Raw genomic sequence first — 20913 nt, 5'->3', positions numbered from 1 at the left:
AGTCTCCTATGTCGCGTAAGTCGTGAGCCATATGCCGTACGAGGTGTGCGAGACGTGCGAGCCGTCGGTGATCAAGCACTTCGAGTCTGGCGGCCCCCAGCCCTCCGCACAGTGGTGTCCAGCTCCGTATTCACCTGGGGAAAACCCCACCCCCGAGGTGTGGTTTCCCTTCGGCCGCGGCCGGTTGGGCTGTAGGACCAAGCTAAAGAACGGGCGCGTCCTCCTCGTCCTCCACCGGGACGAACGTCCTCTGGCCAGAAGTAAGGAGAACCCCCTAGGGGCTCTCCCCCCGCAGGTGGACCCCGCCTCCGGGCCCTCCGCCCCTCCCCCTGCGTGACCTGCGGGTGAGAAGGTGTCGAGGACCAGATACGTGCACGGTGAAGGGATCTCGGTGAGCGGCGCCGGAAGCAGTGCGGGCAGCACGGGCAGCACAGGCGGTACGGACGGCACAGGCGGTACGGACGGCACGGGAAGCACAGACAGCACCGGCACCGCCGGCCGACCGCCGGGAGCCGCCCCGGACCCCCGCCGCGGCCCCGTCGTCGCCGCGCTCATGCTCGGCATGGCCCTCGCCGCCCTCGACGGCACGATCGTCTCCACCGCCGTCCCCCAGATCGTCGGCGACCTCGGCGGCTTCGCCGTCTTCTCCTGGCTCTTCTCCGGTTACCTCCTCGCCGTCACCGTCACCCTCCCCGTGTACGGAAAGCTCTCCGACACCTTCGGCCGCAAGCCGGTCCTGATCACGGGCATAGCCCTCTTCCTCCTCGGCTCCCTGCTCTGCGCCGCAGCCTGGAACATGGGCAGCCTGATCGCCTTCCGCATCGTCCAGGGCCTCGGCGGTGGCGCCATCCAGGGCACGGTCCAGACGATCGCCGCCGACCTCTACCCCCTCAAGGAACGCCCGAAGATCCAGGCGAAACTGTCCACCGTGTGGGCGGTGTCGGCCGTCGCGGGCCCGGGGCTCGGCGGACTGCTCGCCGCGTACGCCGACTGGCGCTGGATCTTCCTCATCAACCTGCCGGTCGGCGCGGTCGCCCTCTGGCTCGTCGTCCGCCACCTGCACGAACCCGCCCGTACGAAGAGCAAGCCGGCCACCCGCCCCCGGATCGACTGGGCCGGCGCGCTGGCCGTGTTCGCCTGCGGCGGCCTGCTGCTCCTCGCCCTCGTCCAGGGCGGCGTCGCCTGGCCCTGGCTCTCCGCGCCGTCCCTCGCCCTCTTCGGCGCGAGCGCGCTCCTCGCCGCCGCCACCGTCGTCATCGAACGCCGCGCCGCCGAGCCGATCATCCCCGGCTGGGTGTGGCGCAGGCGCACCATCGCCGCCGTCAATCTCGCCCTCGGCTCGCTGGGCCTCCTGATGGTCGCCCCGACGGTCTTCCTCCCCACCTACGCCCAGTCGGTCCTCGGCCTCGGCCCGATCGCCGCGGGCTTCGTCCTGTCGGTCATGACCCTGAGCTGGCCGCTCTCCGCCGCCCTGAGCCAGCACGCGTACAACCGCATCGGCTTCCGCCTCACCGCGATCACCGGCATCACCTGCGCGGCGCTGGTCCTGCTCGCCTTCCCGTTCCTCCCCTTCCCGGGCGCGGCCTGGCAGCCGGCCCTGATCATGCTGCTGCTCGGCGCGGCGCTGGGCCTCTTCCAGCTCCCGCTGATCGTCGGCGTCCAGTCGACGGTCGGGTACGCGGAGCGCGGTACGACGACCGCGTCCGTACTCTTCTGCCGCCAGGTCGGCCAGTCCGTCGGCGCGGCCCTCTTCGGCGCGATCGCCAACGCCACGCTCGCGTCCCGGCTCGCCGCCGCCCCCGAGGGGATACGGGACGGCCTCCCCGGCGACCTCGACTCCGTCTCGCACGCGCTGGGCGACCCGGACTCACTCACGGCGGAGGCCGCCGACTACCTCCGGCGGGCGGTGGACACGGCCGTCGGCCACGTCTACGTGGGAGCGGCGATCGCGGCGGGCCTGGCCCTGCTCGCACTCGTCTTCGTGGCGCCGCGCCACTTCCCCGTCATCACCGAGACCGAGGAGACACCGGCCGGCTGACAGCCCCGGACCCGGCCGGCGGTTCCCTCGTCCGGGCGCCGAAGTGCGTCCGGACGAGGCGGAGTTCGGGAACCGCGGGGGCAGACCTTTCCCGCACACGCGCCGGTTCCGTGACATGCCCCACAGAGAAATCACAGAACTCGTGGACAACCATCCGCGAATATCCTTTTTGGTCTTCTCCCGCGTCGGCGCCACCCACCGCGTCGGCCGAATCCGGCTTCCCACCGCTCTTTTGGCCGTCCTACTCTTCGACGGAGTCGCGCGGTGTGAAGACCTCCTACGGCGACTGCTCCCACTTCTGTTTCTGTTTCTGTACGTTCGGACCCGGAGAAGGTCGCCTGTGAGATTCCGCCGCATTCTCGCCACTGCCGCTGTCGCCGCCGTGACGACGCCCGTCGCGCTGCTCTCCGTCACCCCCGCGTTCGCCGACACCAAGCCGGCCACGCAGGAGCAGCCGGGCAGGCTCACCCTCGCCCAGCTCGAAAAAGCCGCCGCCGAGGCGCAGAAGGCGTACGACGACGCCGTACTGGCCGAGAAGGAGGGCAGGGAGGTCCTGGAGGCGGCGCTCGCCGACACCACCCCCCTCGCCGTGGCGGCCACCGCCGCCGTGAAGGCCGCCGAGGAAGCCGGAACCGCCAAGGCCGCCGCCGACAAGGCGCTCGCCGACGCCGAGGCCGCGCTCACGGACGCCGCCACCCCGGAGGAGAGGGAAGCCGCGGAGAAGGCCGTCACCGACGCCGAGGCCGCGGCCAAGGCCGCCGGCGAGGCGAAGACCGCCGCCGACGCCGAGGCCGGGACCGCCCTCGACGCGCGGGACGACGAGCGGGTCGCCGCCGTCCGGGCGTACGACCTGCTGAAGAAGGCCGTGGAGAAGGCCCTCGAAGACAAGAGGGCCGCCGACGAGGCCCTCGCCGAGGCCAGGGAAGAGGAGGGGAACGAGGACGACACGTGCGTCCCGGAGCCCGAGCTCACCACCGTGGTGACCGGCCTGCCCTCCGAGGTCGTCGCGGGCGAATGGGTCAACTTCCGGCTCCGTCTGACCAACGGCACCGAGAAGACCATGGACGAGGTGTACCCGTACGCCAGCGTCCACGCGACCGACAGGAGCGGCCTCAAGGACATCGACGACCTGCTGAAGCTGCAGTGGTCCTCCGCGTCCTCCACGACCTGGAAGACCGTCGACGACACCTACTACATCGACCCCGTCAGCCCGCTGGAGGCCGGCGCCCACAGCGACATCAAGCTGCGCCTCAAGGTCGACGCGAAGGCCCCGGCGGGCCAGGGCGTCGCCTTCGCCGCCGGTGACTACTACAACGACGACGAGTCCTGCGGCGGGACTCCGGACCTCGCCACGTACGAGTTCGAGATCGCGGCCGCGGCCGCGGCCGGCACCCCCGGCAACACCCCGGACGCCACGCCCACGCCGTCGGCCACCCCCGCCGCCACGCCCACCGCCACGCCCACCGCCGTGGCCCCGACACCGCAGGGCGGTGTCTCCGACCAGCCGGTGAACGGCAGCCTCGCCAACACCGGTTCGTCCTCCGCCGTCCCGCAGGTCGCCCTCGTGGGCGGCGCGGCCCTGCTGGCCGGCGCCGGCGCGGTGTTCGCCGCACGCCGCCGCAGGGGCGGCTCCGCCGCGTAGGGCGGAGCCGGCCCCGCCGGACGGCCGAAGGGCCCGCGTCCCCACCGGACGCGGGCCCTTCCCGTTCACAGGCGTACGCCGCACAGGGGGCCGCGCCTGCGCCGAGAAGCCGAGAACATGGCCATGGCCATGGCCCGCTGCCTCCGGACCCGCCGCGGCCCCGGAGGCAGCCCTCCAGTAATCCGCCGGGCACGGCACCATGGAGCCATGCGGACCGAACCTGTACTCGTCTACGACGGCGACTGCGCCTTCTGCACCGCCTCGGTGAGCTTCGCCGAGCGCCTCCTGCGGCCCCGCTGCGAGATCACCCCGTGGCAGTTCGCGGATCTGGACTCGCTCGGCGTCACCCGGCAGCGGGCCGCGTACGAAGTCCTGTGGGTCACGCCCGCCGGGGCGGTGCACGGCGGCGCGCAGGGCGTCGCCAAGCTGCTGCTGAACGCCGGCCGGGGGTGGGCCGTGCTGGGGGCGCTGCTCACGCTGCCGCCCCTGCGGTGGCTCGCCCACGGCGTGTACCGGCTCGTCGCGAACAACCGCGAGCGGATGCCGGGCTCCACACCGGCCTGCGCACTGCCGGCGGGCCGCCGCCCGGGCGCCTGAGACGCGGGACGGCGGCCCGCCGCTCTCAGCCCTCCGCCGCGGCGTGACCGGTCAGGGCGGCCAGGCTGGTGCGTACGTGGGCCATGTGGGCCTGCACCTCCTCGCGGGCGTCGTCGTGCTCGCGCAGGACGCGCTCCGTCTCGCGTACGACGCGCTCCTCCCGCACCCGCGCCTCGACGAGCAGTTCGACGGCGCGTGCCTCCGCGTCCTCCTGGCCGTGGCGGGCGGCCTCCTGCGCCTCGGCGAAGACCCGCTTCGCGTCCGCGAGGCCGCTCTCGGCGCGGGCCGTCCGTTCGGCCTCGCGGGCGGCCAGCTCCGCCTCGCGTCCGGTGTGTTCGCGCTCGGCCTTCTCCCAGCGCTCCGCGTGCTTCTTCTCCTGGTCGGCGAGCAGGCCGGCCGTGCGCTGCCGCATCTCCCTCAGCGCCGCGACGGCCTCGCTCCGCCACTCCTTCACGTCCCGGCGGGCATCGGCCCTGACCTCCTCGGCGGCGCGCTGGGCACCGACGAGGATTTCCTGGGCGCGGGCCTCGGCGTCCGCCAGCACCGTATCCGCGTACGTACGGGCCGCTTCGCGGACGGCGGCGACCTCCACCGCGACCGCGTCGTGCATCTCCTGGGCCCGGTCGTGGGCCGCGGCCGACAGTTCCGCGGCCTCCTCCTCGACCACCGCGAGGAGGTGCTGGGCGCGCCTGCCGAGGGCCTCGTACGTCTGGGGGGCGAGCCCGTCCGCCTGCTCGCGCATCCGCGCCGCCTCGGCCTCCATCTCCTTGGTGAGGACGGTGAGGCACGCGGCGCGCTCCCACGCGGCGTCGCGGTCCTGGGAGAGTCCGGCCGCGTACCGCTCCACCTGTTCCGGACGGTAGCCGCGGCCCCGTACGGCGACGAAGCCGTGAGGTGACGGTGAAACCGATGCGCTCATCCTTGATGCCTCTCTCCGACACACAACGCGATCCGGCGCAATCCTGACGGATGGGGTTGACAGCGCAAAACACGACACTCCGCCCGGCCGTTCCGCTCAAGGATGCGCCCGCCGGCACCAGAAGCCGGAATCGGAGTATCCGCGCGCAGCGCGTCGAGGAGATTTCCGGCCGCCGTCCGTCCCGGGCGAGGGCGTCCGTCGTACGGGGAACGGCCGGGACGCCCTCAGCAACTCCGCCGGAAAGCCGTCAGAGCAGGCCGTCCCACATCTGCTCCAGCAGCACCGACCACCAGCTCTCCGGCGACGCCAGCGCCACCGGGTCCAGCGCCGCCAGCTGCGCCTGGAAGTCGACCGTCCAACGGCCCGCCTGCTCGGGCGTGAGTCCGAAACGCAGCCGCCACATGTGGCCGAGCAGCGCCAGTGAGCGCGCGAACTCCGGCAGCCCGGTGTTCACGAACTGGGGCGGCGCGGGGTGACCGCCCGGGCCCGCCTCCACCGGTACGGCCACGATGTTCGCCGTGCCGTACTGGACGCAGAGGGCCCGGCCGAAGTCGCTGCCCATGACGAGGTACGAGCCCGCGTCCGCGGCCGGCTGCACCCCGCGCTGCGCGGCGAGCTCCGCGAGCGTGGGCACCGGCTGGCCCGGCACCGCCTGCGCCCAGAAGAACGGCCCGAAATCGACCGGCAGGCCCGCCACCACGAGCGTGTGCGCCACGATGTCCGGCACGCCCTGGCGCGACACCGCCGCCCGGTCGAAGCGGAAGACGCCCTGCGGCCCGAAGGCACCCATCAGCTCGTGTGCGACGCCTTCGGGCGGAATCGGCGGCGCCTGCATCAGCTGACCCGGCGGCGGCAGCGGCGCCCGCACCGGCGCGGGACGCGCCGGGCCGTCCGCGACCTGGTGCAACTCGCCCTGGTGGGTGAGGAGGTGCCGCATGCCCTGTTGACGGCCGGCGTGGTCCTTCCCGTACGGCGCCACGCTCGTGATCCGCACCTGGGGCCAGGTCTCGCGGATCATGCGGGCGCAGTAACCGCCGGGCAGCTCGCACGACTCCAGCTCCGTGTGCAGCTCCAGCACCTGCTGCGGCGGCACGTTCATGGCGCGCAGCTCGTGCAGGATCTGCCACTCCGGGTGCGGGGTACCGGGCGCGGAGCGGCGGATGAGCTGCTGCTCGCTGCCGTCCTGGGCGCGGTAGCGCAGTACGGCCTGGTAGCCGGGGCCGACCGTCGGCAGTCCGGCCGGCCGGGGCTGCGGATAGCCGTAGGCCGGGGGCTGCGGCTGCGCGGGCTGCGGCATCGGCACGGGCCGCTGCGGCGCGGCGCCCGGCGGCATCCCGGGCGGGCCGGGCGGTCCCGGGGGACCGGGAGGGCCGGGAGGCTGCGGCGCGCCCGGCGGTCCCGGCCGGCCGGGACCGGGGCCGGCCAGCATGGTCTCCGCGTGGTGCACATCGCCGCCGGGCGGACCGGGGGGCTGCGGGGCGCCGGGCATGCCGCCGCCCTGGCTCGGATGGGCGAGCACCGTCGCCGCATGGTGAACACCGCCACCGGACGGCGGCGCAGGCGGGCCGGGCGGAGCCGGCGGACCGGGAGGACCGGGCATGCCGCCGCCCTGGCTCGGATGGGCGAGCACCGTCGCCGCATGGTGAACACCGCCACCGGACGGCGGCGCAGGCGGGCCGGGCGGAGCCGGCGGACCGGGAAGACCGGGCGGCTGCGGACCGTCGGGGCCGAGCGCCGAAACGAGCTGCGTCGGTACGTACCCGCCCGCCGGGGCACCGGGCCCGCCGGGGCCCGACGGCGGAGCCGGGGGCGCAGGCGGCGCAGGCGGCAAAACCGCGCCGGGCCGCCCACCCGGCGGCTGCACGGGAGCCTTGCTGGTCGCGGCGTCGGCGATCTCCTCGGCGCCGGGCGCGAGTCCGGCGGGGCGCGCGGGCGCCCCCGGCGGCTGCGGAACCTCACCGGGGACGGCGGGAGCCACCGTGGTCGAGGGCAACTGGCTGCCGCCCGACATCAGCGCCGTCCTGGCCTCCGGCGCCACACCGGGCGGCGGGAAGTCGTCCTCGTCGGAACCGGAGAGCGGCGGCGCGAAAACCGTGGCGGGCAACGGAACTGACGCGTCGTCAGAACCGATGGCCGGAGTGGTGTCGGTCCCGGACCAGGGGGTCGCCCCGGCGGGTACCGCGGGCGCCGCGGGCACTCCGTCGGAAGCGGTGGGCTCGTAGTCCGCCCGCTCCGCACCGGCACTGGGCCAGGAGACCCCCCCGGTCCCCCGCCCGGCCTGCGAAGCGTCCCCGTCCGCACCGGACCGGCCCGCACCCGCCGAAGACGCCCCCGCACCCGCGCCGACCGCGTCGGCCCAGCCGCCACCCGCCCCAGCCGAACCCGCGTCCGCCGCCGGCCCGTCGCCCTCCGCACCGGCGGAACCCGCACCGGCCTCCGGAGGCAGAGCCGCGCCCGGAGAGCCCGCCCCGCCCGCCACGGACGAACCCGCCGGTGAACCGGCGGACGAACCCGGTGCGGGACGGTCCGGGGCACCCAGACCGTCCGCCGCTTCCTGGAGCCACTCCGGCGGCGTCAGCAGGAACGACGTCTGCTCCAGGTCCACCCGCTGCGCCGGAACCGGCCCCGCGTCCGCCGGTGACGCCTCCGGCGCCCCGTACTCCTCCTCGTACCGGCGGATCACCTCTCCCACCGGCAGCCCGGGCCACAGCGTGGCCTCACCGCTGTCCCGGGCGATGACCAGGCGCTGCCGCCCGCCGTCCGACGTGGGACCGCTCTCACGGTCCTCCGCCCACACCACGAAACCGAGTTCGAATTCCCGCACCCTCACCTCACGGTGCGACGGCGCCGGCACGTCCCCGTTGACCCACTCTTCCGCGCGCTCCTGCGCCTGCGCGAAGGTCACCATCGGGCCGTCACCCCTCCACCGGGACAGCGCGCGCGAAGCCGCCGTCCACCATCAGGTTCGCCACGGTCTCCAGCTCCGGCGGACTGCCCGCCAGCCGCTGCAGAAAAGCGTCGAAGTCTTCACCGCAGGGCAGCAGGAGCCGCTCCACGCGCTCGTGCACCGTCAGCCCGTCGCGGTCACGCGCGTCGTCGTACGCGACGAACCACACCGATCCCACGCCCTCGCCCCTGACCTTCACGGCCAGCAGACCGCCCTGGACGAAGGCGACACCCAGGTAGTCCTTGGTCATGTGGTCGCGCAGACACTTGTTGACGTACACCAGGTCGTTCACCGCGGCCTCGTCCCGCACCGTGAAGAACGGCTGGTCGACCAGCAGCCCCAGCTCGGCGTCGAGCGCCGTACCCACCGGCGCGCAGCCGCCCGCCGCCTTCAGGAAGGACCGGTAGGCACCCGGGAGCCGGTAGCCGAGGTCCTCCTCGACACCCAGGATCTGCTGCTCACTGACCGACACGGAACCCTTCGGCAGCCCGAAGTGGGCCGGCCGCGTCTCCTGCAGCGGACGCGTGCCGCGCTTGCCGTGGTCGACGGCGGCCGTCGTGAGTCCGCCGTGATGCCGCAACAGCGCCTTCACCTCGACCGGTACGAGCTCCATGCGCCGAGTGCCCGCCACGTGGTGCCAGGTCCAGCCGTGCGGGGTGGCGACCGCCGGAATGGTGTCCCACAGCGCGTGCCCGTCGGCGGCCAGCGCCGCGTTGGCGGACACGTAGTCCGTGAGCCGCAGTTCGTCGACGCCGAAGCCCTCCGGGGGCTCGGCGATCTCCGCGACGGCACGCGCGTACGGCGAGAAAACCGGGAAGCCGTCCTCGTCAACCCGTACACCTTGCGGGTGACGAGAGGCCCGGACCGGGTCCGGGAAACGCACGACCTGCCCGGCGTAGGCCGCGTTCGGTGGCGCGGCTTGCTGCCCGAGCCGACCTGTCGTCATGGCGGTTGCCCCCTGCTGCTGCTGGCTGGTTCGCCACAGCCTATGCGGTGGGACGACAGGGGACCCCGCCCCTCGCCTTGCGTAACGAACCGTCACACCCAGGTCACCACCCGGCGACACACGTACACGATTCACCGACCCAGCTTCCACACCACCGGACACATTTGGCAGGCTGTCCCAGCAACGCGGGGGCGTGCACACCAGCGGCTACCGCCGCGGGCACGGAGGGGAGCACCACCATGCACACGGCACAGACAGCCGCTACGACGACACCGACAGGCACGACCACGACCACGACCACGACCACCGCACCTCCGGCGACCACGACGGCCGGGGACCCGCGCCTGAGCTGGAGCAGCAACGAGCCCGCCCGCGCGCCCGTCCTCAACCACCGCCGCGACGGCATCCTGCCGACGGTCGCCGCCGCACTCTCCGTGCGCGGCGCCGACACCCTCACGTGCACCGCCGGCCGGGGCGACCGGCCACCCCCGCTGCACCCGCTCGTCCAGGACTTCCTCGACACCCTCACCAGCGGCCAGCGGGAACGCTTCACCGGCCGTTGCCCGGAGGCGATCCTGCTCTCCCGGCACATCACCGCCGTGGAAGGCTCACGCTCCAAGCGCGCCTCCCGCAAACCCCTCACCACGGGCGAAGCCCGCCGCTCGCTCAAACACGCCAAGCTCACCGCACGCCGCATCCGCGAGGACGGCGACCCGCTGCACGGCAGCTACGCCCCGCCGTGCCGCTCCTGTACGCCGATGCTCGCCCATTTCGGCGTACGCCCCGTAGACCCCACCGCGTCCCCTACCGAGAAGGGCTGACCCGCAGCCGATGCCGGGCCCCACTCCCCACCCCGCCGCCGCCCGCCCCAACACCGGCACCACCCGCTTCCCGGTGGCCGTGGACGCCGCCCTGCGCGCAGCAGGCTGGCAGCCGGGACGCTGGGACATGCGGCAGGCGGAGCACTGGGCCGACACCCTGCGCGCCCACACCTCACCGGCGGGCCACCGGCACAGCGTCTTCCCCGCCGCCGTCGAAGCCTGGGCCGAGTTCGGCGGCCTGCACGTCACCGCGCCGGGATCCGGCCGGCAGATCGCGCCGACACCGGTACGTTTCGACCCGCTGAGCGGCCTCCATCACGCCCGCACCCTCGCCGACCTCGGCCGCGCGCTCGGCACGGAGGTCTGCCCGCTCGGCACGGAGCTCAGCAACGACGGGGACACCGGCCAGGCAGTGCTCGCGATCGACGCGCAGGGCCGCGTCTACAGCCTCGACCACACCGGCGACTGGTACCTGGGCCCCGACCTCGACCAGGCCCTGGGCACCCTGGTGACCGGCACCCAGCCGAGCCGGCTGGCTCCGGCGTAGGGGCGGACCCCGGGAGCGGTACGGCGCCCCGGGGTCCGGCGTCCCGCGGTGTGCGGGGGCGTTGGGGCCGGTGCCGTGACGGGGCGTCTCCTTCTGGCATCGTGGCAGGCGACGCGGTGCTACAGGGTGCGTCGAGGGAAGCCCGCGCGGTACCGGTCCGGGCACAGCCCTCCCGGCACCGCGGCCGGGCGAGACCCGCGGCCTGTTACGCCCCGCGCGGGCCGGCCGGCAGCACCGCCGACACCCGGAAGCCCCCCGCGTCGGTCGGCCCCGACACGAACACGCCCCCAGCGCCGTCACCCGCTCCCGCATCCCCACCAGCCCGTTGCCGCCGCTCGGCAGCCCCGCGTCGGCCGTACCGCCGTCCGACGGGCCGTTCTCCACCTGCATGGCGATCTCCGACCGGCGGTACGCGAGCCGTACCCACGTCTTCGCCCCCGCCGCATGCTTGTGCACGTTCGTCAGGGCCTCCTGCACCACGCGGTACGCCGTCTGCTCCACCAGCGCCCCGCACCCGACCGGCTCGCCCTCCGACGAGAACTCCACCACCATCCCGGCCTGCCGCGACTGTCCCACCAGCGCCTCCAGATCGGCCAGGCACGGTCCGTCCTCCGCCTCCGCGGCGGCGACCGCGGCGGCGGCCGCCGCGACCGAGGCCAGCGGAACCTCCGACGCCACCGGCCTCGTCTGCTCCCCCGAACGCAGCACCCCGAGCATCTCCCGCAACTCGGTCAGCGCCTGCCGCCCCATGTCACCGACCAGCGCCGCGTTCTTGACCGCCTTCGCCGGGTCCTTCAGCGCCACCGCCTGGAGCGCCGCCGCGTGCACCACCATCAGGCTCACCCGGTGCGCGACCACGTCGTGCATCTCACGCGCGATCCGGGTCCGCTCCTCGGTACGCGCCCACTCCGCCCGCTCCTCCGCCCGGTCGGCCAGCAGCGACAGCTCCCGCTCCAGCGAATCCGCGCGCTCCCGCAGGCTCTCCATCAGACGCCGCCGGGCCCCTATATAGAGCCCGTACAGCACCGGCGGCCCGGTCAGCCCCAGCGACAGGAACAACGAGGCCAGCGGCACGTACCAGGGCCCGGGATCGAAATCCCCGTCCGCCGCGTTCGCCACGTCCTGCTGGGTCCGTACGAACGTCACGATCAGCGTCCCGGCCAGCGACATCCCCGCCAGCACCGTGATGATCCGGCGCGGCACCTCCGACGCCGCCAGCGTGTACAGCGACACGATGCCCATCAGGAATGCCATCTCGGCCGGCGTCACGGCGATCGCCACCAGCACCACCGCGATCGGCCACCGCCGCCGCACCAGCAGCACGGACCCCGCGACCAGCCCGAACCCCACTCCCAGCGGAACCGGCAGTCCCGCACTCCCCGCGAACCTCACGCCCTCCAACGCACATTCGAGCGCCGAAACCAGCGCCAGCCCCACGTCCAGGACGGCACTGCGCCGTCTGTCCCACCACCAGTAGCGCCGGGCGGTCATACCCGGGGCGTCCTGATCTGCCCCCGTTACGGTCATGCCATCCACCCTACGGGCGGCCGCCACCCAATATCCGGAGACCTGACGAGCGCGGGAGACGGCCGCACACGCGCGAAACGTGTGGTGCCCACACGAACCGCTGAATCGACCGGGCTTTCGACCCGTGGGTCCGCATACCGAACAGAACCGCCCGCACGACAGAAGTGCTCGGCGCGTACGCCGACTTCGAAAGGCCCAGCGAGCGGACCGCCGCGAAGAGCACCGGCCTCCGCCGTCGCACAGAGGGCGCCGGTACGGCATAGTGTTGGGTGCCGATTCAGCGACCTGACTGAATGTCCGGTCCGTATGGCCATATTCCCCTGTGGTGTAATTGGCAGCACTGAGGCTTTTGGTGCCTTATGTCCGGGTTCGAGTCCTGGCAGGGGAGCACTTCGGTTCGGGTCCTGACCACACTGGTCAGGACCCGCGCGCGTTTCAGCTCCAAGGCCCCCCGGTATCCTGCGGGTGTCCACCACCCGAAGCCGAAGGGCATCACCGTGAGCGCCTCCCGCCCTGCCGCCGTCGTCGTCCTCGCAGCGGGTGAAGGCACCCGCATGAAGTCGGCCACCCCGAAGGTCCTGCACGAGATCAGCGGGCGCTCGCTCGTCGGCCATGTCGTCGCCGCCTGCCGGGAGCTGGGCCCCGAGAACCTCGTCGTCGTCGTCGGCCACGCCCGCGAGCAGGTCGCGGCACACCTCGGCGAGATCGACGCCGAGGTCGTGACCGCCGTTCAGGAGGAGCAGAAGGGCACCGGGCACGCGGTGCGCATGGGCCTGGAGCGGCTCGGCGGCGGGGTCGACGGGACCGTGGTCGTCGTCTGCGGCGACACCCCGCTGCTGACCGGCGGCACGCTGGCCGGCCTCGCGCGCACGCACGCCGCCGACGGCAACGCCTGCACCGTGCTGACCGCCGAGGTCACCGACTCCACGGGGTACGGGCGGATCGTCCGGGACGACGCCAGCGGCGCCGTCACCGCGATCGTCGAGCACAAGGACGCCACCGAGGCGCAGCGGGCGATCAGCGAGATCAACTCCGGGGTGTTCGCCTTCGACGGCCGGCTGCTCGCGGACGCGTTGGGCAAGGTCCGCACCGACAACAGCCAGGGCGAGGAGTACCTGACCGACGTCCTCGGGATCCTGCGCGAGGCCGGCCACCGGGTGGGCGCGGCGGTCGCCGCCGACCACCGGGAGATCCTGGGCATCAACAACCGTGTGCAGCTGGCCCAGGCGCGCGGCCTGCTGAACGCCCGGCTGCTGGAGCGCGCGATGCTCGGCGGTGTGACGGTCGTCGATCCCGCGTCGACGTTCATCGACGTGACGGTGACATTCGGCCAGGACGCGATCGTGCATCCGGGTACGCAGCTGCTCGGCGCGTCCCACCTCGGCGAGGGCTGCGAAGTGGGTCCGAACTCCCGCCTGACGGACACGGTCGTCGGCGCGGGCGCCCGGGTGGACAACACGGTGGCGGAACGCGCGGAGGTCGGCGAGGGGGCGAGCGTGGGCCCGTACGCCTATCTGCGGCCCGGCACCCGGCTCGGCGCGAAGTCCAAGGCCGGTGCGTACGTGGAGATGAAGAACGCCGTCATCGGCGAGGGCACGAAGGTGCCGCACCTGTCGTACGTCGGCGACGCGACCATCGGCGAGTACACGAACATCGGCGCCGCGAGCGTCTTCGTGAACTACGACGGCGAGGCCAAGCACCACACCACGATCGGTTCGCACTGCCGGACGGGCTCGGACAACATGTTTGTGGCTCCTGTCACGGTCGGGGACGGCGCGTACACCGCGGCGGGCTCCGTCATCACCAAGGATGTGCCGCCCGGCTCCCTCGCTGTCGCCCGCGGCCAGCAGCGGAATATCGAGGGTTGGGTGGCTCGCAAGCGTCCGGGAAGCGCCGCCGCGCAGGCGGCCCAGTCGGCGGCCGTGACGGCCGACGGCGAAAGCTGACCGGAAACAGGTGCGTCTTTCACGGCGTACCGTGATAGGTGCACACAATTCGGCTGGCTCGCATGCGATTCAAAGGCGTGTGGGCGCAGCAGCAATGATTCACGTCCGAGGAGACAGTGCTGTGACCGGGATCAAGACGACCGGCGAGAAGAAGCTGATGCTCTTCTCCGGCCGCGCCCACCCCGAGCTGGCCGAGGAGGTCGCGCACCAGTTGGGTGTCGGCCTCGTGCCGACGAAGGCTTTCGACTTCGCCAATGGTGAGATCTACGTCCGCTACCAGGAGTCGGCGCGTGGCGCCGACTGCTTCCTGATCCAGAGCCACACAGCTCCGATCAACAAGTGGATCATGGAACAGCTGATCATGCTGGACGCGCTGAAGCGGGCTTCCGCGCGGAGCATCACCGTGGTCGTGCCGTCCTACGGCTACGCCCGTCAGGACAAGAAGCACCGTGGCCGCGAGCCGATCTCGGCCCGTCTGATCGCCGACCTGATGAAGACGGCGGGTGCGGACCGCATCGTCACGGTCGATCTGCACACCGACCAGATCCAGGGCTTCTTCGACGGCCCGGTCGACCACCTGTTCGCGCTGCCGGTCCTCGCGGACTACGTGGGCGCGAAGGTCGACCGTTCGAAGCTGACGATCGTGTCGCCCGACGCAGGCCGGGTGCGGGTCGCCGACCGCTGGTGCGACCGTCTGGACGCGCCGCTGGCGATCGTCCACAAGCGCCGCGACAAGGACGTCGCCAACCAGGTGACGGTCCATGAGGTCGTGGGTGACGTCGAGGGCCGCATCTGCGTCCTGGTCGACGACATGATCGACACGGGTGGCACGATCTGCGCCGCCGCGGACGCGCTCTTCGAGAACGGCGCGGAGGACGTCATCGTGACGGCCACGCACGGCATCCTGTCGGGTCCCGCGGCCGACCGCCTGAAGAACTCCAAGGTGAGCGAGTTCGTTTTCACGGACACGCTGCCGACGCCGGGCGAACTGGAGCTCGACAAGATCACGGTGCTCTCGATCGCGCCGACGATCGCGCGCGCGGTGCGCGAGGTCTTCGAGGACGGTTCGGTCACGAGCCTCTTCGAGGAGCAGGCGTGACCGTCCGGCCGCGAGGCTGATCCGAAGATCGATTTCTGGTGCGGCCTCCCCGCCGGGTAGACTCCCCGAGTTGCTCGGCGAGGGAGGCCGTACTCATGTGGTACGGCGGATCCGTTATCGACGCGCTCTTCGTAGCAGGCCGTTTCGTGGCCGGGTGACCCTTCCGTTTTTCGTCATCCGCGAGGAGTGCAGCCATGGCCGAGATCAAGCTCGCCGCTGAAGTACGTACCGAGTTCGGCAAGGGTGCTGCCCGTCAGACCCGCCGTGCCAACAAGGTTCCCGGCGTCATCTACGGCCACGGCGCCGACCCGGTCCACGTCACCCTGCCGGGCCACGAGCTGATGATGGCGCTCAAGACCAGCAACGCGCTGCTGCGCCTCGACGTCGACGGCAAGTCCGAGCTGGTCATCCCCAAGGCCGTCCAGCGTGACGCCATCAAGCGCACCATCACCCACGTCGACCTGCTCGCGGTCAAGCTGGGCGAGAAGGTCACGGTCGAGGTCGCCGTCCACACCGAGGGCGAGCTGGCCCCGGGCGGCAACCTGCTCGAGAACGTGCTGAACACGCTGTCGGTCGAGACCGAGGCCACGCACATCCCCGAGTCCGTCACGGTCTCCATCGCGGGCCTCGAGGCCGGTGCCACGATCCACGCCAAGGACGTTCCGCTGCCCGAGGGCACCACCCTGGCGACCGACCCGGACGCGATCGTCATCCAGGTCCTGTCCCCGCAGGCCGAGGAGGCGCCCGCCGAGGGTGCCGAGGGCGCCGAGGCCTGAGCCTCGCTGTTCGCCGTCCAGCCGCCGTCCCGCGCCTCTGCGCGCGGGACGGCGGCTGGCGTATGAGGGCGTGTGAAGGCGTATGAAGGAGACATGCAGATGACGGACGCAGCCGATCCCTGGCTGATCGTGGGTCTGGGCAATCCGGGTCCCGACTACGCGGCCAACCGGCACAACGTCGGCTTCATGGTCGTCGACCTGCTCGCCGAGCGCATGCGGGCGAAGTTCAAGGCGCACAAGGCCCGGGCCCAGGTCGTCGAGGGCCGTATGGGTGCGCCGGGTCCCGCCAACCGCCGGGTGGTGCTGGCCAAGCCGCTGTCGTACATGAACCTGTCCGGCGGCCCGGTCACGGCGCTGCGCGACTTCTACAAGGTGCCGACGGCGAACATCGTCGCGATCCACGACGAGCTGGACATCGACTACGGCACGCTGCGGGTGAAGCTGGGCGGCGGCGACAACGGCCACAACGGCCTCAAGTCGATGACCAGGTCGATGGGGCCGGACTATCACCGGGTGCGCTTCGGCATCGGCCGGCCGCCGGGGCGCATGCAGGTGGCCGACTTCGTGCTGAAGGACTTCTCGTCGACGGAGCGCAAGGAGCTGGGGTACTTCGTGGACCGGGCGGCGGACGCGGTGGAGTGCCTGGTCACCGAGGGCCTGGAGCGTGCGCAGAGTACGTACAACTCCTGAGGACGGCCTCCGAGGATCAGTGGGCAGAGGTTGACCGAGCGTGTCCGCATGGCCAAGGATCGCGCTCCATGGCCTCGAAGCGGATCCAAGCCCTTCCGTACGTCCGACGGGCGGCGATGGCCGGCATCGCCCTGTTGCTGCTCGTCGCCGGCGTCCGTTCCTCCTGGGAGACGGCCCAGCACGTCATGCTGGCCAAGGGGCGCGAGCACGGCACGCTGACCGTCGCCGACTGCGGCGCCGGGACCTGTACGGGGCCGTACGCCCCGAGGGCCCCGCGCCCCGCCACTCCCGCGTGACCATCGACAGGTCGGTCGCGGTGCAGAAGGGCGCGGCCCTCCCGGTCGTCCTGAAGCCCGGCACGTCCGAAGCGGTACGCGCCGAAGCCCCCGGCATCCTCCACGCCTGGACCCCGCTGGGCGGCGCCCTGCTGCTCGCCGGCCTGGTCATCGGCGGCGGCCTGCGGCTGACCCGCGTCGCGTGGGGAGCGGGGGCGGCCGGCGGGGCACTGCTGCTCGCGTCGTTCCTCGCGCTCTGATCCGTACCCGGGGCTGTCGCCGAACCGCTCGGCCCCGTTCCGGAACGACGTAATCCTGATCGTTATCCGAGATCTTTGAGGTCAAGTCACGGCACACAGGGCGAATGGGTCAAGATCGTCCTTGACGTGACGCGGAGTCCACAGGAGGCTGAGCCGCCCCCCACGGCACCCACTTCTCTCACGTTGGACTGCCCCTATGCGCATCCCCGTTCCTTCCGCCGCTCTGGTGACGGCTGTGACCGCCTCCCTGCTCCTGGCACCTTCCGCCCACGCCACACCCAAGGGCGACAACGGCACGGTGAAGATCCACGACACCACGACCGGTGAGGAGCTTCGCAAGAACGAGCCCAAGGTCTGCTCCTTCTACCTCGACGCCTTCGGCTTCGACGCGGCCCAGAAGGTCGTCTGGCACATCGAGGCATGGGCCGGCAACACCCTCCCGAAGGGAGAGACCGTCAAGTCCGGTTCGCTGACGCTCGACGGCTCCGGCCACGAGCGCACCGAGGACATGGTCCTGACGGACGGCCAGTACAAGCTGTTCTGGAACTTCGAGGGCGAGAACGGCAAGGCCAAGCACAAGGTCTTCAAGACCGACTGCGCGGTCGAGGACAAGCCGGGCGAAGGCAAGCCCGAAGAAGGCGAGCCGGTGGAAGAGCCCGGCAAGCCCGCCGAGGAGCCTGGCGAGGAGCCGGGCGAGGAGCCGGGCGGCACGCCCGGCAAGCCCACCGGCAAGCCCGGCGAGGAGTCCACCGACAAGCCGGGCGGCACGCCCGCCGAGGAGCCGTCCGCCGGGCCCGCCCCGGCCGGCGGCGGTGAGCAGCCGGCCGGCAGCGCCTCTCCGGCGGCGCCCGCCCCGGCGTCCCCGGCCCCGTCCGGCCAGGACGATGTTTCCGGTGACCTCGCCGAGACCGGTTCGGGCGCGCCCGTCGGCGCTCTCGCCGCCGCCGCAGCGGCCCTGGTGGCCGCCGGCGGCTACCTGGTGATGCGCCGCCGCAAGGCCCGGCAGCACTGACACCGGCACCGGCCGGTACGCGAACGGCGGCGGTCCTCCCGGACCGCCGCCGTTCCTGTGCGTCCCGCCGGGTCAGCCCGTGTTGCGCAGACCCGCCGCGACGCCGTTGACCGTGAGCAGCAGCGCCCGCGACAGCAGCGGGTCGGGCTCCTCGCCCCGCTCGGCCGCCGCGCGCTGGCGGGCCAGCAGCGAGACCTGGAGGTAGGAGATCGGGTCCAGATAGGCGTCCCGGATCGAGAACGTCTGCTGGAGCACCGGGTTCGAGTCGAGCAGCCGCTCCCCGCCCGTGATCCGCAGGACCTCCGCCACCGTGAGCTCGTGCTCGGCGCGGATCGTCTCGAAGACGTGCTTCAGGTCGTCCGGGACGAGCGTGTCGACGTAGTGCTGCGCGATGCGCAGGTCGGTCTTGGCGAGGGTCATCTCCACGTTGGAGAGGAAGTTCCGGAAGAAGTGCCAGTTCTCCTGCATCTCCTCCAGGACCGTGTCCAGGCCCGCCTCGCGCAGCGCCTTCAGGCCGGACCCGACGCCGTACCAGCCGGGCACGATCTGCCGTGACTGCGTCCAGCCGAAGACCCACGGGATCGCGCGCAGGCCGTCGAGGCCCGCTCCGCTGTCCGGGCGGCGCGAGGGGCGCGAGCCCAGGTGCAGGTCGGCGAGCTGGTCGACGGGGGTCGCGGCGAAGAAGTACGCCGGCAGGTCCGGGTCCTCGACGAGCTTGCGGTACGCCGTGTGGGCGGCCTCGGACACCGTGTCCATCGCCGCGTCCCAGCGGGCGAGCGCCTCGTCCGACTGGCGGGGCGCGGTGTGCAGCGCGGACGCCTGGAGCGTGGCGGCGACCGTCAGCTCCAGGTTCTCCCGGGCCAGGGACGGCACCAGGTACTTGTCGGAGATGACCTCGCCCTGCTCGGTCACCTTGATCTCGCCCTCCAGCGTTCCCCACGGCTGCGCGAGGATCGCGTCGTGCGAGGGGCCGCCGCCGCGGCCGACGGTGCCGCCGCGGCCGTGGAAGAGGCGCAGGCGCACGCCGTACCGGTGGGCGACGTCGCGCAGGCGGCGCTGCGCCCGGTGGATCTCCCACTGCGAGGTCGTGATGCCGCCGAACTTCGACGAGTCGGAGTACCCGAGCATGACTTCCTGCACGTCACCGCGGAGCGACACGAGCCGCCGGTACGAGGGATCGGCGAGCATCTCGTCGAGGATCACGTCGGCCGCACGCAGCTCGTCCGTGGTCTCCAGGAGCGGCACGATGCCGATCTTCGCCCAGCCCGAGTGCAGGTCGATCAGACCCGCCTCGCGTGCCAGTACCGCGGCGGCGAAGACGTCGTCGGCGCCCTGGCACATCGAGATGATGTACGACTCGATGACCTCGGGCCCGAAGCGTTCCAGGGCTTCCCTGACCGTGGTGAACACGCCGAGGGTCTTCTCCCCGGCGGCGTCCAGCGGCGCGGGCGTCGGGGCCAGCGGGCGCCTGGACCTGAGCTCCTTCGCGAGGAGCTTCTGCCGGTAGTCGCGCGGCATGTCGGCGTACCGCCAGGACTCCTCGCCGAGCCGGTCGAAGAGCTGCCCGAGGGCGTGGTGGTGCGCGTCGGCGTGCTCGCGCACGTCCATCGTGGCGAGCTGGAGCCCGAACGCGGCGAGGGTGCGGATCGTGCGGTCCATGCGGCCGTCGGCGAAGAGCCCGCCGCGGTGCTCGCGCAGCGACGTCTGGATCAGCGCGAGGTCGGCGATCAGCTCACCGGTGCCGAGGTAGTCGATGCCGGGCCGGTGCGGGGTGCCCTTGGCGAGGCGCTCGCGCGTGTTGAGGAGCTTCTGCCGGATGCAGGTGGCCTTGAGCCGGTAGGGCTCCTCGGCGTTCAGGCGCTTGTAGCGGGGGCTGATGGGCAGCCGCTCCAGGTCGGCCTGGAGGGAGACCAGCAGCTCCTCGGTGACACCGGTGTAGCGGATGGAGTTGGACAGCTGGCCGCGCAGCTCGTCGACGAGCGCCAGCGCGTCGGTGATGCCGTGCTCGTGCTGGAGGATCAGCACGTCCCACGTCACGGCGGGCGTCACGTTCGGGTTGCCGTCGCGGTCACCGCCGATCCAGGTGCCGAAGGTCAGCGGCCGGGTGCCGGGGGGCAGCTCGACGCCGACGCGCTCCAGCTCGGCGGCGAGGTCCTCCAGGACGTCACCCACCGCGCCGGCGTGCAGTTCGTCGAGGTAGTAGATGGCGTTGCGCGCCTCGTCGGCGGGCTCGGGGCGTACGACGCGGAGCTCGTCCGTCTGCCAGATGAGGTCGATCGACTCGGCCAGACGGAGGTCGTGGCGGCGCCGGTCGGAGGCGATGACGGGGGTTTCGAGGAGCTCGGCGATGCGGCGCAGCTTGTTCAGTACGGACCGGCGCGCCGCCTCGGTCGGGTGCGCCGTGAAGACGGGCCTGACGTTGAGGTTCTTGACGGTGTGGCGCAGGTGCTCGGGGTCGGCGTCCTTCAGCCGGTCCGCCGTACGGGCGAGCAGTCCGCCCTCTTCGGCGCGCTTGGCGCGCATTTCGCGGCCGCGGTGCACCTGCTCGGTGACGTTGGCAAGATGGAAGTAGGTGGAGAAGGCGCGCACCAGCCGGGCGGCGGTTTCCAGGTCGGTGTCGCCGAGCAGCTCGGCGGCGGCTTCGCCATCGGTGCGCGTCAGGGCGCGCACCTGCTCGACCAACTCAAGAAGTTCGGGCCCTTCCTGCCGTACGAGCGTCTCGCCCAGCAGGTCGCCTAGACGGCGAATGTCGGCACGCAGCTCCGCGCTGGTGTTGGAGTTCTGGTCGGCACTGCTCACAGGTGCGGCTCCTTGCAGTGTTTCAGCACGTCTGGAGGTTTTGTGGACCACGCTGTCCGACGAGGCCCAGGA

The 20913-nt window shown here is 72.4% G+C and carries 14 protein-coding genes, 1 tRNA gene and 2 pseudogenes; 12 read left to right on the top strand and 5 right to left on the bottom strand.

Annotated features, from left to right (window positions below; all coding sequences use genetic code 11):
* Positions 1-370 precede the first annotated feature (370 nt).
* From BN1555_RS19055 to BN1555_RS19045, 3 genes are all read left to right on the top strand, one after another.
* Positions 371-2038, top strand: a complete 1668-nt coding sequence (locus BN1555_RS19055; protein WP_255306091.1) for an MDR family MFS transporter — start codon at positions 371-373, stop codon at positions 2036-2038.
* A 340-nt stretch (positions 2039-2378) separates the two neighbouring features.
* A complete protein-coding gene (locus BN1555_RS19050) occupies positions 2379-3680 on the top strand; it encodes an LPXTG cell wall anchor domain-containing protein (protein WP_093800508.1) in 1302 nt (433 codons plus the stop codon).
* Between the two features lie 207 nt (positions 3681-3887).
* Positions 3888-4277 carry a thiol-disulfide oxidoreductase DCC family protein gene (locus BN1555_RS19045; protein WP_093800507.1) on the top strand — a complete coding sequence of 130 codons (390 nt, stop codon included), beginning with the start codon at positions 3888-3890 and terminating at the stop codon, positions 4275-4277.
* A gap of 25 nt (positions 4278-4302) precedes the next feature.
* On the opposite strand, the gene BN1555_RS19040 is transcribed toward BN1555_RS19045, so the two are convergent.
* From BN1555_RS19040 to BN1555_RS19030, 3 genes are all read right to left on the bottom strand, one after another.
* Positions 4303-5196 (bottom strand): cellulose-binding protein, encoded by an 894-nt coding sequence (locus tag BN1555_RS19040; protein WP_093800506.1) that lies wholly within the window; start codon positions 5194-5196, stop codon positions 4303-4305.
* 247 nt (positions 5197-5443) lie between these two features.
* Entirely contained in the window at positions 5444-8104 is a 2661-nt protein-coding gene (locus BN1555_RS19035; protein WP_093800505.1) for an SUKH-4 family immunity protein, read from the bottom strand.
* A 7-nt stretch (positions 8105-8111) separates the two neighbouring features.
* A complete protein-coding gene (locus BN1555_RS19030) occupies positions 8112-9089 on the bottom strand; it encodes an HNH endonuclease (protein WP_093800504.1) in 978 nt (325 codons plus the stop codon).
* A gap of 239 nt (positions 9090-9328) precedes the next feature.
* Here BN1555_RS19030 and BN1555_RS19025 point away from each other — a divergent pair, with 239 nt between their 5' ends.
* Together BN1555_RS19025 and BN1555_RS19020 are read left to right on the top strand one after the other, a co-directional pair.
* Positions 9329-9910, top strand: a complete 582-nt coding sequence (locus tag BN1555_RS19025) for a YwqJ-related putative deaminase (RefSeq protein ID WP_093800503.1) — start codon at positions 9329-9331, stop codon at positions 9908-9910.
* A 10-nt stretch (positions 9911-9920) separates the two neighbouring features.
* Entirely contained in the window at positions 9921-10457 is a 537-nt protein-coding gene (locus BN1555_RS19020; protein ID WP_093800502.1) for an SUKH-3 domain-containing protein, read from the top strand.
* Positions 10458-10662: 205 nt separating this feature from the next.
* Here BN1555_RS19020 and BN1555_RS19015 read toward each other — a convergent pair.
* A pseudogene (locus tag BN1555_RS19015) lies at positions 10663-11984 on the bottom strand (sensor histidine kinase).
* 316 nt (positions 11985-12300) lie between these two features.
* Between BN1555_RS19015 and BN1555_RS19010 the strand changes: the two are divergent.
* The 7 genes and pseudogenes from BN1555_RS19010 to BN1555_RS18980 all read left to right on the top strand — a co-directional run bounded on the left by BN1555_RS19010 (position 12301) and on the right by BN1555_RS18980 (position 18042).
* Positions 12301-12372 (top strand) — tRNA-Gln (locus tag BN1555_RS19010).
* 109 nt (positions 12373-12481) lie between these two features.
* Positions 12482-13930 carry a bifunctional UDP-N-acetylglucosamine diphosphorylase/glucosamine-1-phosphate N-acetyltransferase GlmU gene (glmU, locus tag BN1555_RS19005; RefSeq protein ID WP_093803495.1) on the top strand — a complete coding sequence of 483 codons (1449 nt, stop codon included), beginning with the start codon at positions 12482-12484 and terminating at the stop codon, positions 13928-13930.
* Between the two features lie 121 nt (positions 13931-14051).
* Positions 14052-15029: a ribose-phosphate diphosphokinase gene (locus BN1555_RS19000; protein WP_093800501.1), complete on the top strand. Its 978-nt coding sequence runs from the start codon at positions 14052-14054 to the stop codon at positions 15027-15029.
* Positions 15030-15223: 194 nt separating this feature from the next.
* A complete protein-coding gene (locus BN1555_RS18995) occupies positions 15224-15805 on the top strand; it encodes a 50S ribosomal protein L25/general stress protein Ctc (RefSeq protein ID WP_093800500.1) in 582 nt (193 codons plus the stop codon).
* 99 nt (positions 15806-15904) lie between these two features.
* Complete coding sequence (gene pth, locus BN1555_RS18990) at positions 15905-16495, top strand: aminoacyl-tRNA hydrolase (protein ID WP_093803493.1); 591 nt, start codon at positions 15905-15907, stop codon at positions 16493-16495.
* A gap of 68 nt (positions 16496-16563) precedes the next feature.
* Positions 16564-17030: pseudogene (locus BN1555_RS18985) on the top strand (hypothetical protein).
* Between the two features lie 196 nt (positions 17031-17226).
* Entirely contained in the window at positions 17227-18042 is an 816-nt protein-coding gene (locus BN1555_RS18980) for an LPXTG cell wall anchor domain-containing protein (protein ID WP_093800499.1), read from the top strand.
* 72 nt (positions 18043-18114) lie between these two features.
* On the opposite strand, the gene ppc is transcribed toward BN1555_RS18980, so the two are convergent.
* Entirely contained in the window at positions 18115-20841 is a 2727-nt protein-coding gene (gene ppc / locus BN1555_RS18975) for a phosphoenolpyruvate carboxylase (protein ID WP_093800498.1), read from the bottom strand.
* Positions 20842-20913: the final 72 nt, after the last annotated feature.

Source organism: Streptomyces sp. Wb2n-11 (assembly GCF_001049855.1).
Lineage (GTDB): Bacteria > Actinomycetota > Actinomycetes > Streptomycetales > Streptomycetaceae > Streptomyces > Streptomyces altiplanensis.
This window is presented reverse-complemented; position numbering and strand designations above follow the sequence as displayed.